The 17976-nt window shown below is 58.1% G+C and carries 13 protein-coding genes; all 13 read right to left on the reverse strand.

Going from position 1 to position 17976, the window contains the following annotated elements; all coding sequences use genetic code 11:
* Positions 1-90: 90 nt before the first annotated feature.
* Positions 91-795, reverse strand: coding sequence for a BON domain-containing protein (locus TBK1r_RS18395; protein ID WP_145213704.1), 705 nt, complete (start codon positions 793-795; stop codon positions 91-93).
* Positions 796-920: 125 nt separating this feature from the next.
* The gene (locus TBK1r_RS18400) at positions 921-3368 is read right to left on the reverse strand and encodes a glycosyltransferase (RefSeq protein ID WP_145213707.1); all 2448 of its coding nucleotides are present in this window, start codon (positions 3366-3368) and stop codon (positions 921-923) included.
* 76 nt (positions 3369-3444) lie between these two features.
* Positions 3445-4437, reverse strand: coding sequence for a metallophosphoesterase (locus tag TBK1r_RS18405; protein WP_145213710.1), 993 nt, complete (start codon positions 4435-4437; stop codon positions 3445-3447).
* A 115-nt stretch (positions 4438-4552) separates the two neighbouring features.
* Positions 4553-5656 carry a M56 family metallopeptidase gene (locus TBK1r_RS18410; RefSeq protein WP_145213713.1) on the reverse strand — a complete coding sequence of 368 codons (1104 nt, stop codon included), beginning with the start codon at positions 5654-5656 and terminating at the stop codon, positions 4553-4555.
* Positions 5653-6036 carry a BlaI/MecI/CopY family transcriptional regulator gene (locus TBK1r_RS18415; protein WP_145213716.1) on the reverse strand — a complete coding sequence of 128 codons (384 nt, stop codon included), beginning with the start codon at positions 6034-6036 and terminating at the stop codon, positions 5653-5655. The genes TBK1r_RS18410 and TBK1r_RS18415 overlap by 4 nt, the downstream gene beginning before the upstream one ends.
* Positions 6037-6080: 44 nt before the next feature.
* Positions 6081-6995, reverse strand: coding sequence for a DUF1559 domain-containing protein (locus TBK1r_RS18420; RefSeq protein WP_145213723.1), 915 nt, complete (start codon positions 6993-6995; stop codon positions 6081-6083).
* Positions 6996-7069: 74 nt separating this feature from the next.
* On the reverse strand, positions 7070-10216 hold the full coding sequence (locus TBK1r_RS18425) for an efflux RND transporter permease subunit (RefSeq protein ID WP_145213727.1): 3147 nt from the start codon (positions 10214-10216) through the stop codon (positions 7070-7072).
* Positions 10217-10229: 13 nt separating this feature from the next.
* Positions 10230-11525, reverse strand: coding sequence for an efflux RND transporter periplasmic adaptor subunit (locus TBK1r_RS18430; RefSeq protein ID WP_145213729.1), 1296 nt, complete (start codon positions 11523-11525; stop codon positions 10230-10232).
* Between the two features lie 89 nt (positions 11526-11614).
* Positions 11615-13150 (reverse strand): TolC family protein, encoded by a 1536-nt coding sequence (locus TBK1r_RS18435; RefSeq protein WP_145213732.1) that lies wholly within the window; start codon positions 13148-13150, stop codon positions 11615-11617.
* 171 nt (positions 13151-13321) lie between these two features.
* Positions 13322-13996 (reverse strand): tRNA (adenine(22)-N(1))-methyltransferase, encoded by a 675-nt coding sequence (locus TBK1r_RS18440; RefSeq protein WP_145213735.1) that lies wholly within the window; start codon positions 13994-13996, stop codon positions 13322-13324.
* 18 nt (positions 13997-14014) lie between these two features.
* Entirely contained in the window at positions 14015-14797 is a 783-nt protein-coding gene (locus tag TBK1r_RS18445) for a creatininase family protein (RefSeq protein WP_419581496.1), read from the reverse strand.
* 3 nt (positions 14798-14800) lie between these two features.
* Positions 14801-15859 carry an alpha/beta hydrolase family protein gene (locus tag TBK1r_RS18450; protein ID WP_419581497.1) on the reverse strand — a complete coding sequence of 353 codons (1059 nt, stop codon included), beginning with the start codon at positions 15857-15859 and terminating at the stop codon, positions 14801-14803.
* Positions 15860-16968: 1109 nt separating this feature from the next.
* Positions 16969-17352 carry a GxxExxY protein gene (locus TBK1r_RS18455; protein WP_145213744.1) on the reverse strand — a complete coding sequence of 128 codons (384 nt, stop codon included), beginning with the start codon at positions 17350-17352 and terminating at the stop codon, positions 16969-16971.
* Between the last annotated feature and the right edge of the window lie 624 nt (positions 17353-17976).

Genomic DNA, 17976 nt, shown 5'->3' on the forward strand with positions numbered 1-17976 from the left:
CTGACAGACACGTCCCAACCACCACGTGGGCACCCTGACACTTTACCGTGCCGACTGCGCCGTTGATCATCGATTCCCCGCGTCTTGCTCTCAGTAGCCCCATTCCTCTGCGGGGCCCGTCCCCCAAGGCGTGATCGTGACGCAGTTGTCTACCTCTCGGACGCCACCGGTCGACCAAGCCGTCCGTTCGACTTCGGTGAGTTCGTTCAGGGAGTGGACATCACCGGTGATGGTCACTTTCGAATCTTCGACCTCCACCGCCAACGTTTTGGAATTCAACAGCGAGCTGCGTTTGAACGCCGATTCGATCGCACTCTTGATCGCACTGATCGTTTGGGGCGAAACCACGCCAATCTCATTATGAATTCCTTGAGCGCCACGGAGATGGCGAAGCGCACGGTCAACGGCGTCTTTTTGGTAGCGGTGCTCGACCGTTCCTTCTGCTTTGATCCAGCCATCTTCGACAGCGATTTGAATGTTCCGATCCGGCACTTCCGAGTCCCACTGCAGGGCATGGACAGCGGCAGCGGCAATCTCCTCGTCGTCCAACACGTTTGCATCCGACGGTCGAACCTCGATTTCATTGGCGACCGCACGCACACCATGCACACGTTTTGCCACTTCCTCGGCTTTGTGTTTTACCGAATACACCGGGACGTGACCGGCCAGAGTCACCACTCCGCCCTTTGCCGTCACACCAATCTGTGCGGCATCGACACTCGGCTCCCACTCCAATTCGTCTAAAACGTCACGCTGTAGGTGCGCGTCGGTTTTCATTTCGATGGTCTTTTTCATGATCCCTTTCACCTCGTTCGGCCATAGAACACGCCGTTTCCATTGACCTCACAGCTTTCTCTGGACTGGAATTCCGCACTGACTCTGGCCCAACGGTGCACTTCATCGACTGTTTTGGGCGATGGTCATTTGACAGGGTGCAAGTTGTGTGCCAGCCGAGGTGACGCCGCCGTAACCTGCACGAGCCGCGCGGGGCCTCGCTCATCGATCAGCTGAATCCGCGTGCCGCGGGGCAATTGATCCCTCAGTTGGCCGATCAGCACCTGTTTCTCCATGATGATCAATGCGTGATCGTTCTCGGCGATGAATTCGCTGAGCCCCGATGCGTGGCGGTCATCAAAGTGCCGAACGTCGCTGCGTTGAAGATAAAACGGGACCTCGGAAAACTCGTGGGAAAGGGTGGCAATGGCTGAGTTCGCTTCCAAAGGGATCTTCGCCCGCAACGGAGACGCGGGGGCGAAAATCGTTTGCCGGCGGCTGTACGCCGGAACGATCTGATGCATCACCATCACCGCCAACAAAAACGCTAGAGCCGAAGAGGAACCCCACGCATACTTGCCCTGATGTCGATCGGCAATCATCAGCAAACTTCCCACCAGCAGCGACGCCCAGATCAAAATCCAGACGTAATTCGCAACCGAAACGCTCGATCCGGTCAAAGCGATGAATGCCGAAAACCCGACGCCGGCAAAACAGGTCGCAGCCGTTGCGGTTCGTGCCGACCAAAAACGCGCGAACCACTCTCGCCGATGGGTCGCCGATCGCTTGGTGGCATAAACAAGATAGTGACCGATCATCAACGACAAGGCGGGTGCGGCCGGCAACAGGTAAGTCGGTAACTTGCACTTGGCAATCGAAAAAAACACGAAACACCATCCGCTCCACAACATCAGAAATCCCAGCACCGGGGGACGGTCCTGAGACGCTGACCGCGTTCGCGACGCCAGAAACCCGACATAGGGAATCGTCAAAAACGTCCACGGGTGGCCCGCCAGCAACAGCACCGGGATAAAAAACCAAATCGGTCGAGCATGAAACTCTCCGGCGAACCTCGCCACATTGTGGCGGTAAAAGAACTCGACCAGGAAGGACGGGTCCTGCATCGTGACGGCCACCAACCAGGGTGCGGCAATCCCAGCAACCACGGCCAGCAGCATCAGGTAATGCCGAAGGGTCGGCGCGAAATACGATTCGGTGAGCCAGCTGAAAGCGATCAACGGAGGAATCAAGAGGACCAGCACAAGCGGCCCCTTGGTCAGAAACGCCAAGCCACAAAACACCCCCGCCGCTAACCACCAGCCCAGATGCAACGCCCGCTTGGCGGCCGCAGGTTTGATTGCTTCATAGACGCTGAATAACGAGAGCGTCGTCAACAGAGTCAACACCCCGTCGATCAATAGATATCGGCTGGTGAAAACGAATCCAACGGACAACATCAAGACGCCGCCGGCAAACAGACCGATTCGACTGCCAACGTTGCGATTGCCAAACCACATGGTCGCCAGCAAGGTCCCGAAAGCCGCCAGCGCCGGAACCAATCGCGCCGACCATTCACTGATCCCGAACGCTCGATAGCTGATCGCGCACAGCCAATACAGCAGCGGCGGCTTGTCATAGTACGGCTGGAAATTGAGCTGTGGCAGTACCCAATTCCCGCTGACAAGCATCTCACGCGGGATTTCCGCGTACCGCGTTTCATCACGATCGATCAACGGATAGCCGAGATTCGTGAACAGGAAAAGTGCGGCGATCACTAGCAACAGAGCGTGAACGATTGAAAACGGATCTGAAACCACGCCCTTTGTCGCCGCACCAGGAAACTGAACGGTGTTCCACCAATAGCGAATCAACCCCGTCAGCACCGTCGGTATCTCAAACACCGAAACCGTGCTGCTGCCCGCCGCCCGCGGTCGATGGGACACACCCACTTCGACCACGGAGTGATTTTGTCGTTTCGCTTCGGTCAACAACTCTGAGTTGACCAGGAACCCGCTGGTGGAAATTGTTAGCCCCTGCACCACGTCACGGCGAAACAATTTGAGCGCACAATCCACATCACGCACTTCCGTGCCGAGCAAACATCGAACGATGACGTTGTAGACGCGAGAGTAGAAACATCGCAATCGACTATCTTTGCGATCAATCCGATAACCGCACACGATGCTGTACCGCCGGGACAAAAACAGCAGTCGGTCCAATTCGGTCAAATCGAATTGGCAGTCCGCATCGGTAAACGCCACCAGGTCACACGTTGCCGCTGCGAAGCCATCGCGCAGGGCGGCGCCGTAGCCCAAGTTGCCGTTGTGCCGGATCAGCCGAATCGCGGGGTTCCCATCCGCCGCCTGCTGGACCAGCGCCGCTGTTTCGTCGCTGCTGCCATCGTCGACGACAATGATTTCGTAGCGGTCGGTCAATCCACCCAGTGCCGATTCGGCCTCGGCAAGCGCTTGGCGAATCACCTCGGCTTCATTCCAGGCAGGTAAGACCAGCGAGAGACTGGGTGACCGCTGGGGAGTCGAAGGGATCGTCGGTACGTGGCGGGGTTGGACTGTCGGCTGGGAAAACTGATGCATCCTTGCACTCCTCTGTTACTAGTTCTTTAGTATTTAAAGTTATAAAGTCGCCGATCGCGTGACACAAGTTCAATCGCTAGAGCGTCCGTCCTTGCATGGTCGCCACGTCCTTGGCGGGACGTTTATCCAAGTGATATGTAAACAGCCGGTTTTCGCAGGAGTAAAACGTGACCCAGAGTTCGCCGTCACGGATCAAGAGCCAACAGAACCCGGGCGCGGCCTTGGCGAAGGCGGTCTGCTCGGTCCAAGACGTGCTACGCAGCTTGCTTCCGCTGCCGCTGACGATCTGGCACCATCCTTGACCACTCTCATTGAGTTGCAAGTCGTGATCATGCCCTGACAAATACAGATCGACGGCGTGGTCTCGCAGCAATCCCGGCAATGATTCAGCGATCGCGGGAGAGGCGCCGTGTTTCCCACCCGAAATCGCCGGGTGATGTCCGATGACGATTTTGAACCTTGCGTCGCTTTGACTGAGTTGTTGATCCAACCAGACCAATTCCTCGTTGGCTCGCCGGTCACGATTCGCGATCAAATAGGTGTCGATCACAAAGAGGTCGATCGCGTCATCACCAATCCGGTGACGCACCGCATAGTGATTGGCCGGCATCATCCAACGGTCGCTAATCTCCGTGTAACGAACCTGAGCACTAACATCGCCGCCGTAGTCGTGGTTTCCGAGACAGACGTAAAACGGAAAGGGAAACGAATGTTCGTCAAACAGGTTTTCGAAATCCGTTTGGAATCGTGGGTCGTCGACCGAGTCGACACCGCGTTCGTAGAAGTTGTCGCCCAACAGCACGGCGGCATCGGGGACAGTCTCGCTGGTATGACGCCGCATTGCGGCCACGACCTCGGCTCGCTGCGGAGAGTCGTAGCCGGTGTCCCCGACGACCAGCAGGCTAAACTCCGAGTCCGGATCGATCACTTCTGGTGACGCGCCGATCTCGAACGCTCGTTCACCGAGCGTGACAATGAGCCATTGATTGTGTGCGGCGACTCGATAGCCGCCGTAGACCAGCAGCGCCAGAGCGACGACGACGACGGTTCGTTTTGCGATCTTGTTCATGGAGGTCTCTCGACGCTGACGTGGATGGGTAGAAACACGGCGAACCCAATAACTATCTCCTTAGTATTTCGTCTCAAGCGGATGTCGATTGTCAAATGGCTTTAGGACGGCACGATCAGTCCTCGTGGTCGCTCAGCAGATCATTCAGGTCGTGCCGGGCGTCGAATCGTTCGTAGTCACGCACCGAAACGCCAAACTCATGGAGCAGGTTGGCGGTCCAGGTCGGCCAGGGTGAGACTGGTGTTCGCGAGGAGGCCAGCACATTGACCGGCAACCACAGTTGCGACACGACCAGCACGACAAGAACGAGGCATCCGATGGCCAGCGATGCTCGACCGCGAGCATGAGAGGAATCTGGGCCATGTACCGTTTCGACCTGCAAAACCAAACGTTCGGTACGTCGAACGATGGCGCTTTTGCGGCGACCAAACGCGAGCGTGCACGTGGGAGCGGTGGCACTCTGCTCGGCAACCTTGGCCAGTGTTTTCAAGTAGCTTGCGATCGTCTTCCCCGCGTTCGCGGCGACTTCATCGCAATGAAACTCGCGCGTCAACTCGGCGTTGCGGGCGGCCCACCAGATCGCCGGATGAAACCAGAGCAGCGCGTTGCAGGTCCCTTGCAAGAAATGCTGAAGCGGATGGTTGGTCCTCAAGTGTTCCAATTCGTGAAGCAGCACATGCCGCAACACCTCTTCCTCTTCCTCTTCCCGCAACAGACAACTTGGCAATACGATCGTCGGACGCTGCAACTGCCAACAAAACGGACCGTGTTTTTCAAACGAGACGAGCCAGCGCAGATGCTTGGGCAATTCGTCCTGTTCACCCAGCGGTAGCGTCGCGATCTCCTCGTCCGTCATCACGCGACATCGCTGGGAGAAGAATTGAGACAAGACGATCATGCGACCGAGACGCCGGATTAGGACCACAGTCAATCCAATGGCCCAAACGACAACCAAGGCTTTGATGATCCAAATTTGCAATACAAACATGGTTCGCGCCGCAGACTCGCTCAGTCGACTGACGTCGTTGAACAGGCGGAGATGGGGGAGCAAGAACGCGGCCGCGATCAGTCCCAGGATCGCAACAAATCCGATCGTCCATAGCCGACAATTCGTTGCCGCGTGGTCGACAAAACGACTGAGGACGACGATGCTGAGCACGACAACCAGGACCTGCAGGGGCAGGCTGGCGGCGGTTTCGAATAGCTGAGATGCATTCATCGGTCGCGTTCCGCTTTGGCGGCTGCCTTTTTGACCGCCGCGATGTCTTCCGGGGAAACCGAGTCACTATTGAGCAAGCTGAGCACCAAGGATTGAACGGATCCGCCGAACAAGCGATCGGTCAATTCGTGAATCATTCCATGCCGCACTTCTTCACGCGTCACGGCCGCAGAATAGGTGTAGGCGCGACCCACTTTTTCACCGCGACGGACAATCCCCTTTTCTTCCAGAATGCGCAAGGTCGTCATGACGGTCGTGTAGGCCAAGTCGCGATCGATGGCATCGACGACGTCGCTGACGGTCACGCGTTCGCGCTCCCAGACGACGTCCATGACCTCCGCCTCGCACTTGGTGATCTGCGTTCGGGACAATGAATTCATTCCTGATTCGAATGGATGGTGGGATGGGAAACTGGGGCAATCAATCATCGACGCAACTTTGCCGACTCGTGGTACAGACGCAGGTCGATCTGTTCGGTGACAAAGCTGACGTGCCCGTCACCCCACAAAAAATTCGCTCCGCCAGGATGACGACTTGAAAAATCACATTCATCGGCCAAGGGACTGTTGATCCCTTCGAGCGTTGAACCGACTAACCGCGCCGCCGCGTCTTCTCCCGCCAAGTCCACACCGAACCAAGTCGACGGCACTTGAGCCATGGTCCGTTCGCCGACCACAAGGGTGACGCTTAGCCCTCGCGTGAAGTCACGAAATCGGGTGTGCCGATTCTCCAAAAAGGTCCCATCGCCGACCGGCGCCGGTATTTCATCGTCCGGTTCCAATGTTCCGAATACACCGACGTAGTTGGCCGTCGGTAACTCGATCAATTCAGCGGGCACCACACCCGAGTCGCCATCGTCGCGCGAATGCAATCCTTCAGAATCCTCCTCCTCGGCAAACAACGTGAACACCGGTTCGGCAATATCGGACGGACAGAGCAGGACCTCCAGCGAGGTGTGACGAACAGCTCCATGACGTTCATTGGCGACCGAACGTTCGATTTCAATCCGGTCGGCAAGCGCCGGCTGGCCCAAAAACGGAAGAATCGGAACGGCCCAACCGTACGCCGATTCCGATTGTGGATCGAAGGTCCAACCGGCGGGGAGGCTGCGTTGGGAGTGGTGGTGACTGTGCAGCGCCAGCCCGGTTTCGCGCAGGTGGTCGACGCACTGAACGCGCCGCGCGGATTCTCGAACGCTACCCACCGCCGGCAGCACCAGTCCCGCGAGAATGCCAATCACCGCCAGCGTCACGAGCAATTCGAGTACGGTCAGTCCACGCGACCACCCGACGGGCCTAGAGAATCGCAGGCTCACATCCGCTGGACTGATTGGCTTCATCGGCGACATCCGTGACCGAGGTTGACTGATAAAAACGCATTCTACGAAGCCATTAGTTTTTAAGCAATGCCGACTTACTTGTCGTCTGTCCCTGGCTGTCGTGGCAACACAATCAATCCGTAAAGCACCGGCAAGACCAGCAAATTGACCGTCGTCGCGCCGACCAGCCCGGTCAAGATCACCAGGGCCATGGGGTATTCGATTTCTTGCCCCGGAAGCTCGCCGGCCAGAACCAATGGCACCAAGGCCAGTCCCGTCGTCAGTGCGGTCATCAGAATCGGTGCCAGCCGTTCTTCGGCCCCACGCAGCACCAACTGCCCTGGGCTTAGATCGGGAACTTCAGCGGCCAGGTGGCGGTAATGGCTGATCAGCATGATGGCGTTGCGGGCGGCAATCCCAAGCACCGTCACAAAGCCGACCAAGGAACCGAGGGAGATGATGCCGCCTCCGGCGAACACGCCCAACAACCCCGCTGCGATCGCAACCGGAAGCGAAAACAGGATCAGTGACACGGTGCGCCAGTTGCCAAAATCGATGTACAAGATGACGGTAATGGCAAAGATCGATCCCAAGGAAAGCAGCAGCAGGCGTTCGCGCGACGCCTTGGCTTCGGCATATTCGCCTAAAAACTCGGGATGATAGCCCGACTTGAACTCGACTTGATCGAGCACCGCCGACTCGATCGCCTTCGCGACCGATCCCAGGTCGCGGCCTTCCACGTTGCACGTGACATCGAGTCGACGTGACGCGTTTTCGCGATTGATCGCGTTGGGCGCCGGGACAATCGTCACCGTGGCAACACTTGCCAGCGGCACCTGGGCGCCCGAGGGAGTATCGATCATCAGCTCACCCAGGGTCGCCAAATCGGTCCGCAATGGCTTCGCACCGCGAACCATGACGGGAAAGATGGCCTGATCTCGATACATTTCACCGACCCGCATGCCATTGACCAGCGTGGTGACGCTTTGCATCAACCGCCCGGGCGTCAGGCCGAACTCCGCTGCGGCGTCGACGCGCAAGTCGATGGCGATTTGCGGTACAAGGACTTGCGGTTCGACTTTCAACGTCGTCACACCTTCGATCGGTTTGATGACCGATTCAATCTCCGCAGCGGTGTTGCGAAGTTGATCCATGTCGGGGCCATAGACACGGACGACGATCGAGGCACTCGTGCCGGTCAGCACTTCTTTGATGCGTTCGGTCAGGTACGTCAACAAATCGCGATACAGACCCGGGTATCCGTCGACGATCGTCTGCACCTCCGCGACGGTGCTGTCATAGTCTTGATCGTCGTCGATGCTGATCCAAAGCTCCGTGAAGTTCGGACCGACCACTTCGTCGGCAACCGTCGCTCGACCGATATGGGAACCGAAATTGCGAACCCCATCGACCGCCATCAGCTCCTCGCTGGCGCGTAACGTGATGCGATCCATCGCGTCGATCCCGATGCCCGGCTTTTCAACCCAGTGCATCAGAAAGTCCGTCTCGCGGAATTTGGGCATCAGCTGCTCACCCAAACGCGGAATCGTCGACAACAACGCCACGAAGGCCACGGTCGTCAACAGCAATGTCCCCCATTTAAATCGAATCGTTGTGCCGAGGATCGTTCGATACGCTCGCTTCAACGACCGAACCAGCGGCCCGTCGATCGATCGCTTCGTAGACGATTTGGGTAGCAAAACCAACGACATCGCCGGCGTGACGGTCAGTGCGACGAACAACGAAGCGAGAATCGCCAGGATGTAGGCGGCGGCCAAGGGACGAAAGAACGCTCCCGCCAATCCCGTCAGGAAAAAGACCGGTAGAAACGCCAAGATCACGATCACGGTTGCGTAGACCACCGCACTGCGAACCTCCAAAGAGGCCTCTAAAACGACTCGGAAGGCGCTGTGGGGCCGTTCGAGTTTGTTGTTCAGACGCAACCGCCGGATGATGTTCTCGACATCGATGATCGCATCGTCGACGACTTCACCGAGTGCGATCACCAGTCCGGCCAGCACCATCGTGTTGATCGTCCCGCCGCGATAGTACAGCACCAACACGGCGGCTAACAACGAAAGTGGAATCGCGGTGGCGCTGATCAAGGCGCACCGCCAATCGAACAAAAACAACAGCAACACGATCATGACCAACACACAACCCAGCAACATCGACTTGCCGAGATTGTTGATTGCCCGTTCGATGAAGGTCGCCGGACGAAAGACGGTCGTGTCATATTCGACCGCTCCCATTGCCGGCTTCAGCTCCTCCATCGCACGCTCGACGTTTCGGGTCACGTCCAATGTGTTTGCCCAGGGTTGTTTCTCGACGATCAACAACAACCCCGGTCGGCTGTTGATGATCGCGTCTCCGATCGGTGGCTCGTAATCATAGGTCACCTCGGCGACATCCCTGATTCGCAACGGAGCGGTCGAGCGGCGACTGATCGGCGTCCCGGTTGTCGCCGCCACCGGCAGGGGCGTGGCGGGCGACGTTCCCGTGTTGAGGACGATTTCGCCCAGCTGATCGGGCGTGTAGACCGCCGGCACATGTCTCAGCGCAAGCCGCTGGTTGGCTGTATCAAGAAATCCGCCCGCTCCAACGGCCGTCGCATCGCGAACGGTTTGAATCACGGTGTCCAGCGTGACGCCGCTGGCACGCAAACGATCGGGATCGACAACGACCTGCAGTTGCGGCTCTTTCTCGCCCCAGACGGCGATGTTGGCGACGCCGGCGATCGACATCAAACGCGGACGGATCGTCCACTTGGTCAACACCGTCATGTCCATTTGCGACTGCGTGTCCGACCACAAACCGATCTTTAAACACCGGCTGAGCGACGACAGCGGCGGCAAAATCACCGGCGGTCGGGCCGTCATCGGCAACTGATTGGAGACCAATGCCAGTCGCTCTTGGACCAATTGCCGCGCGGTCAACAGGTTGGTGCCCGGCTCGAAAATCAGCCGCACACTCGACAGACCCAGCACGGATTTTGAACGCACCGTTTGCACAAACGGAATCCCATTGACCGAGTTCTCGATCGGGACCGTAATCAGACTTTCCACATCTTCGGTGGAAATCCCCGGAGCTTCGGTTTGGATTTCAACCAACGGCGGTGCGAATTCGGGAAACACATCCAGCGGAACCGAGTCGGACGTGCGAACGCCGACGACGATCAGCGCCACGGCCAGCACCAAAACCAGCAAGCGGAATTGCAACGACGTTTGAATCAGCCAGTTCATGATCGATCCGGAATCACTTCCCGGCTCCGAACTCCGTGCCGAAGAGTTCTGCGGCGCCATCGACGACGACGGGCGTTCCGATCGCTGGCCCGGACCGCAGCACCGCGTCTTCGCCATCGACGAATCGGAGTGCGACCCGACGTCGCTCGTATTGTCGATCGCCGGTTCGAGCGTACACCCAGGTGTTGCCGTAGATGTCATACAGGATCGAACCCACCGGCACGATCAAGGATTGCTCGCTCGCAGACATCGGAACTTCCACGCCGATGCGTTGTCCGGGCCGCAAGCCCAGCTCGCGATTGTCGACCTGGTAATACAGATCGGCGGACGACGACGTCGCGTCGGCTGTGGGAGGCGCCGCGACCGGAATCGCCGGCACCGCCGACAGGTCATCTCCCGAAAGAGAAACCAGCCGCGCCGGTTCGCTGGTCTGAACCGCGGAAAGAAGATCAACAAACACGGGAACCCGAATCCAGAGCGTGTCGAAATTCACGACTTCAAACAGTGTCGCGCCGGCGGCCACCGTTTGCCCCACGCTGACGTTCATCTGGTTGACCAGTCCACCGATCGGTGTGGTGATCGAAAGCGGTGTCGGTTCCTCTTCGGACGACGGAACGTCCAGCATGCCGAGAAGTTTTGTGAGCTGAGCGTTCCTTTCTTTGGCCGCGTCCAGCGTCGATTGAGCGATGTTTAATGTGGCCTCCGCATCATCGACACCGCGCCGCGCGCCGGCTCGATCGGCAAACAACTGCTTGGCGCGATCCAATGCGATTTTGGCAGCTTCGACCTCGGCCATGCCGCGTTCAACGTCACCGGCGGCAACCGTTTGCGCGGCCATCAAGTTGGCGCGTGTCCCGGCCAATTGAACCTGTTCGGCCGGCGTCGGCACATCACGCTCGACCGACAGCAGGGGCATCAACGAGAGCAATGCCTGGCCGGCTTTCACGTCGGTCCCCGGCGTGGGAATCCCCGACGCATCGGTTTGGGCAACGACACCGGCGATCGGTGTCGAGACAAGGATCGATTTGCCGGCGGGGACGGTTGCTTGTCCGCCGAAGGTACGACGACGCGACACGGCTCGCTCGACGACAGAGGCCGTCGTGATTCCCAGGCGACGCTCGGCGTCTTCGGTCAACGTGATTCGTGACAAGTCCGTCTCGACGGGAAGTTTCTCTACCTTGGCCGGTTGGATCGATTCCGCTTTGGACTTTTCAGACGTCTTGGTGCATCCCAAACCCATCAACGAAACGATCATCACACCGCCGGCGGCAAATCGAACGGTGTCACCAAGGCGTCTCGGTTGGGTCATGTGGAATCGGCTTCCAGCCTGTCATGTAGGACTCGACGAGCCTGGAAGCTCATCACTGGAGATGTTTACGAAGCGCTGTGTCGGACATTCTAGTCGCGGTCGCGCCGCCGAGACGCTCCGTTGTCAGATTCCAACAGATTCTCGTCTCTCAACAGCGACGCAAACCCGAGTGGGCTGAGATCGCCGGCAGATTCCGGTCGGTTGATCGGTGGGACGGGGGAGATCGGTTCCTCCCCCAGTCCGTCGATCTGCGTGTTCGATGTCAGTCGGTCAACGTCGACGACACCGGCGGAAAGATGGCAGCCGACGCTTCGTTCCAGTTCTGCCAACGCGCGAGCGGAGGCTGCTTTCTGATCCAGAATCCTCGCTTTGGCGTCCAGGTACTGTGTGGTGGTCTGAAGCACCAGCAGATAGTCGGTGCCGCCGTCGGCGAATCCTTTTTGAGCGATCTCCAACGCATCGACCAAGGCCGGCTGAACCTCGTTTTCTAGAATCCGCAGGTTCTGCTGAGCCTGATTCCATTGCCGCCTCGCAATGCGGACGTCGGCGATAATCTGGTCTCGAATCGCGTCACGGGTGTGCAACGCGGCATGGACTTCCCAATCGGCTCGGATGATCCCGCCTTGATTTCGATTGAAGATCGGAAGGTCAGCCCTCAATCCAGCTCCGGTTCCCGTGTATCCCGGACCGTCTCGGACATCCAGTACACCGTCGAAACGGAGAAACAGCCAGCGCGAAAGACGGCTGCGCTGGCTAGCGGCAGCGACGGACCAGCGCGCGGCTTGGTAGTCGGGGCGACACGCCAAGGCCTGCCCGATCAGCTCCGCCTCGTCCACGGAGACGATCGAGGGGGCATCGAGCGGCAACGGAATCAACGGTGCCGGCGGATCATTCACACCGATCAAACGTGTGAGCGCGGCTTCGGCGATGGAGACGTTCTGCCGCTGGACCCCGGTCGATGCCTTGGCGTTGAGTCGGTCCACACGGGCGGCGATCGTTTCCAACTCACTGATCTCGCCGTTCTCAAGTCGCTTTTCGGTCAGCTGCTCAATACCCTGGCGAAGCTCCAACGCTTCGCCCGCCAGCTCAGCCTGCTGATGCGCCAGAGCAAAATCGACATAGGCGACGCGAACATCGCGTGCCAGATCCAAACCATTTTGAACCAGTTGGTCACCGATCCGTCGGTACTCGCGGTTGGCTACCTTCACTCGTGCCGGACGCAGCAGATACGATTCGATCGGCGCAAACAGCGTGTATTGGCCTTCCTTTGCCCCGGTCGGAAAGTAGATCAACAGTTGCGGGTTGGCGATTAAATTCGCCCCGACCGCATCGCCGTGGGCCATTCCCAACTGCGTGAGCGTTGCTTGAAAGGCAGAATTGTTCGTCAAAGCTGTCGCGACCGCTTCATCTTCACTGAGGCCGTCTTGCAGATCGACACTTTCGGGAATGTGCTCCTGTCCGGGCGGCAGCGTTTCAACTCCGGCACCCGCCCGCCACGACATCTCACGCGAAACCAAGGTTGGATCACAGCAAGGCAGGGGGGACTTGCAACCAGCCGACACCATCATCACGACCAGTAAATTCATCCATTGTGATGTCTTTGGCTGTCGTTGTGGTTGCGTCATCGGTTGCTCCAGTGCGGTGTCAACGATCAGCAGTCGATCGAGCCGTGATCAATGGATCGACCGTCTCGGGCGATAGATCGAGTATTGCAGCGCAAATCGATTCAATCGTTGCAACCGGCATGACTCGACCTTTGCCGGAAAATGGTCCACCCGGGGGCCACGCTGTCGCCATCAGGGAAGACCGTTGCGGTCCAGCAGCTTTGAGAGCGCGCTGAGTCGCTGCGCAGAATCGTCCGTCCGTTGATCCAAACGCATCAAGTATTGGTATTCCTCAACCAGAATGTCTCGAAATCGGGTTTCCCAGCGTTTGATCAGCAGCGGCCCGAACAGCAACGCCGCTTCGCGATCCACCGCGTCGTAGGCCGGATCGTTGGCCGACTCGGCGGTTGACCGATCCAGCCGGAACCGCATCACCACGTACCGCTGACGCCCAACGACAAGTTGCTCTTCGACCAGATGAAACCCGCTTTGTAAGGCCCAGCGTCGGACGGCATCGGGGCGCCGATGGGGTTGCAGCACCACGTCCGCGGGAACACGGCCGGGATGGGTCTCCAGAATTCGAGTCATCAATTCCCCGCCCATTCCGCAGATGCTCAAACTGTCCGCTTCGCCCGGCGACAGCCCTTCCAACCCATCGGCGAGCCTGACGTCGGCGGCCAGTCCACTCAGCGTCGACCGCGAGTTTTCGAAGGGGCGTTGATTCACTTCGATTGCGATCCCACGTTCGATCCGTCCCGACGTCAACAACGCTTTGAGTAGATGCCCGTGGTCGGAGCCGATGTCGGCATGCACGCGACTGCGAATCTGCACCGCGACCGCTTTCAGGCGTTCATCAAGTTTCGGCATGGTGAGAACAAGCAGTTGTCAAAAAGGAAATTGCTCGTCCACGTCACTCTCGGCAAGTTCAACGAGAAACGTCGACAATCGCTCCACAAGCACATCCATCAGCTGGCGTCCTTTTTCGGCCGTGGCGGGGTGTGGATTTCCGGATCCCGATTGGCGTGTCAGCAAGTGCCAGGGACGCGTGATGGAAACCCAGCCCTGATTGACGGCGTCAAATCGTGTTTTGTTTACCGCCCCATCGTCGGCAGTGATCTTGCCTTCCGCATCAACATCGACAAACTCCGAAAAATACGCCAGCCCGAGTGAGGTTTCCATTTCACCGGCGTGGTCTCCCGCATCTTCGAAAATCTCTCGCTGCACATCGGCCGAGATCCCTCGAAACCAATCGCACAAAAACAATCGGCACGGAGTCTGGTTGTGCATCTCCCGTAGCAGCGGCTTGAAGTCGTTTCCTCCATGGCTGTTCAGAATCAAGAGTTTCCGAATGCCACAATGGGTCAGCGACTCGGCGAGATCTCGGATGATGATGCCCAACGTGCTCGGGTTCAGATTCATCGACAGAGGAAACTTTACCTGATTCGTTTCGGTGCCGTATGGAATCGGCGGCAACATCACCACGCGAGCGCCGCGATCCCAGGCCGCTTCGCAGGCGCGACTGCCGATCGCTTCGGCTTGGAACGTATCGGTCCCGTAAGGCAAGTGAAGATTATGGGGCTCGGTCGCCCCGGTCGGTAGCACGGCGACTTGATAATCACAGTCTTTGACAAAGCCGTAGTTGATTTCCGAGAGGATCCAGGGGCGCATTATTTACTTTCCGCTTTGCTCGTCATCGGGTTGAACGGTGAACGGAATCAATCGATTCGGTTTCCAGTTCACCGGCCGCCCCTTCGCTTGGGCGGCCAGCCAGTTGAGTGCCGCTTCGTGAACGATTTCGTGACCACCGTCGAAAAGGGTCAGTCGGCTCGTCCCTACGGTTCGGCGAAAAATCGGGACATGGTTGCCATACAACGAATCCGGCCTCGCTGCGTTGATCTGCTGCAACTCCTCCGGCACCCTGCGCGTTTGGTACAGCTTGTCGATCGCATCGACGTTCAACGCCGTTGACGCCCCAACGGCGGCATTAAACGCCAGCATCGAGTGCGTGAACGGGACGCTGCCCGCCCGCCCGTCGTTGATGCCATGATTGAGATCCAACGGAGGAAGCCGATCCGCCTGGGCGATCCAGTTCAGCGGGGAACGATGCCAGGCGGCGTCGCGAAGTTCCGTCGAGGCATCCGGCGCGCCCCCCAGTACCGACTCGATCATGGTGGCATAGCGATCGAATGACGTTCCCTTGCACTGGTGATGCCATGCGGCAATGTCCGAGATGCCACACCAGGCCGACACCCCGGCCCACAATTCCGGCTCACGTGCCGCCATCAACATCGATGCGTGCCCGCCACCGGAAACACCGATGCAGTAGATTCGATTCCCGTCGATGGACGTTTCGGACTTGGCAAAGTCGACGGCGCTGCGGATATCGGCAACGACCAGATCCGACCCCATCGCTTCGGGCGTCTTGTTGATTCCGCGAAAATTGGGGTGAATGAAGGCCCAGCCTGCTTGCCGACACCACTCCGCGTACTGAACCTCACCGCCGGTTTGACGATAGTCGCTCGACCACGTGTGCAACGCCACGAGCAGCGGCACCGGTTCGTCCGATTTTGGAAACCAGATCAACGTCGGTTGCATCGAACCGTCACCGTCGGATCGATAGTGAACTTCACGGACACCCTCCGGATAACCCGGCACTTGCGCAGCCGCATGCAAACTGAAGAACATCATCGCGGCAATAAACAGTCCGACGGCATGATCCCGAATCAACAACAAAATAATATTCCTCGAAGCGGTTCGTGGCGTAAACTTCCAGCTTGCGATTCCATTGCCCCCATCAATGCGGGATATGCTACACCGTTCGGCCAAGTTGATGTCACTGGCAACCGAAGCCGGCCAGACGATTTTTAACCGCATGGAGCGCCGGACGCAACGATTCACCCCGCGTTCTATCCCCTCTCTTCGCCTTGCGCCTTTGCGTGAACACTCTCGACGGGAAACTGCAGGTCTCACGCAAAGACGCCAAGCCGCAAAGGGCAGCACCCGGACCAATCGTGGATGAAACTGGCAGCGTGTCGCCCCCACTCCTTCCGGTCCTATTTCTTCATTTTCTTCTTGGCGGCTTGGCGGCTTTGCGTGAGCACTCTGGACGGAGATGCTGCAGGTCTCACGCAAAGACGCCAAGCCGCAAAGGGCAGAACCCGGCGCCAATCGTGGAGGAAACTGTCAGCGTGCTGGGCCCCACGCCTTCCGGTCCTATTTCTTCGTCTTCTTCTTGGCGACTTTGCGGCTTTGCGTGAACACTCAGGACGGGAAAACTGCAGGTCTCACGCAAAGACGCCAAGCCGCAAAGGTCAGAACCCGGCGCCAATCGTCGAGGAAACTGTCAGCGCGCTGGGCCCCACGCCTTCCGGTCCTATTTCTTCATTTTCTTCTTGGCGGCTTGGCGGCTTTGCGTGAGCTCTCTGGACGGGAAAACTGCAGGTCTCACGCAAAGACGCCAAGCCGCAAAGGGCAGAACCGGGCGCCAATCGTCGAGGAAACTGCCAGCGCGCTGGGCCCCACGCCTTCCGGTCCTATTGCTTCATCTTCTTCTTGGCGACTTTGCGGCTTTGCGTGAACACTCAGGACGGGAAAACTGCAGGTCTCACGCAAAGACGCCAAGCCGCAAAGGGCAGAACCCGGTCCCATCGTCGAGGAAACTGTCAGCGCGCTGGGCCCCATGCCTTCCGGTCCTATTTCTTCATTTTCTTCTTGGCGGCTTGGCGGCTTTGCGTGAGCGCTCTGGACGGGAAAACTGCGTGCCTCACGCAAAGACGCCAAGCCGCAAAGGGCAGAACCGAGAGCTAATAGCGATCAAATCATAGAACGATTGCATCAATTCAATCGAGAAGTCCGTTGACCACCCGTGAGATGCCGTCCTTGATAAACTTCTCCCCGAAATTGATCAGCAGTCCCAGTCGTCGATCGGAAAGTCTGACGTAAGTGAGCACTTGTTTCTTGTGAACTGGATGGATCGTTTCCACCGATTTCAGTTCAACAACGACCATTCCGTTCACAATCAGATCGGCCTCAAAGCCCTTGTCAAATTCAAGATCGTCCCAGGCGATTGGCACCGGATGTTTGGGCTGAACACTCAATCCCCGTTTTCGCAATTCGTACACCATGATCTCCTGGTAGACCGACTCAAGAAGTCCCGGGCCAAGTTTGACGTGCATGTGATAGGCCACGTCTACAATCACTTTTGCAATTTGGTTTTCGTCCATCGAGATCTCCAATGTATAAAAGTACTTGGTACGCTTAACTCAGTGTCTCACTTGATACATGAAACGAAAAGCAGGCGAGAAATAGCTCTCCGAAAGACATGGGCAAAAGAGATTGGGCTTCTACGCAATCATTCGCATCATGCCCGCCCTACTTCTTGGCGGCTTTGCGGCTTTGCGTGAGCACTCTGGACGGGAAACTGCAGGTCTCACGCAAAGACGCCAAGACGCAAAGGTCAGAACCCGGCGCCAATCGTGGATGAAACTGGCAGCATGCTGGGCCCCACGCATTCCGGTCCTATTTCTTCGTCTTCTTCTTGGCGGCTTGGCGGCTTTGCGTGAGCACTCTGGACGGAGAAACTGCAGGTCTCACGCAAAGACGCCAAGACGCAAAGGTCAGAACCCGGCGCCAATCGTGGATGAAACTGGCAGCATGCCGCGTTCCACTCCTTCCAGTCCTATTTCTTCGTCTTCTTCTTGGCGGCTTCGCGGCTTTGCGTGAACACTCAGGACGGGAAACTGCAGGTCTCACGCAAAGGCGCCAAGCCGCAAAGGGCAGAACCCGGCGCCAATCGTGGATGAAACTGGCAGCGTGCTGCGTCGCACTCCTTCCGGTCCTATTTCTTC

The sequence above is a fragment of the Stieleria magnilauensis genome (assembly GCA_007753675.1).
In the GTDB taxonomy this organism is placed as follows: Bacteria; Planctomycetota; Planctomycetia; order Pirellulales; family Pirellulaceae; genus Stieleria; species Stieleria magnilauensis.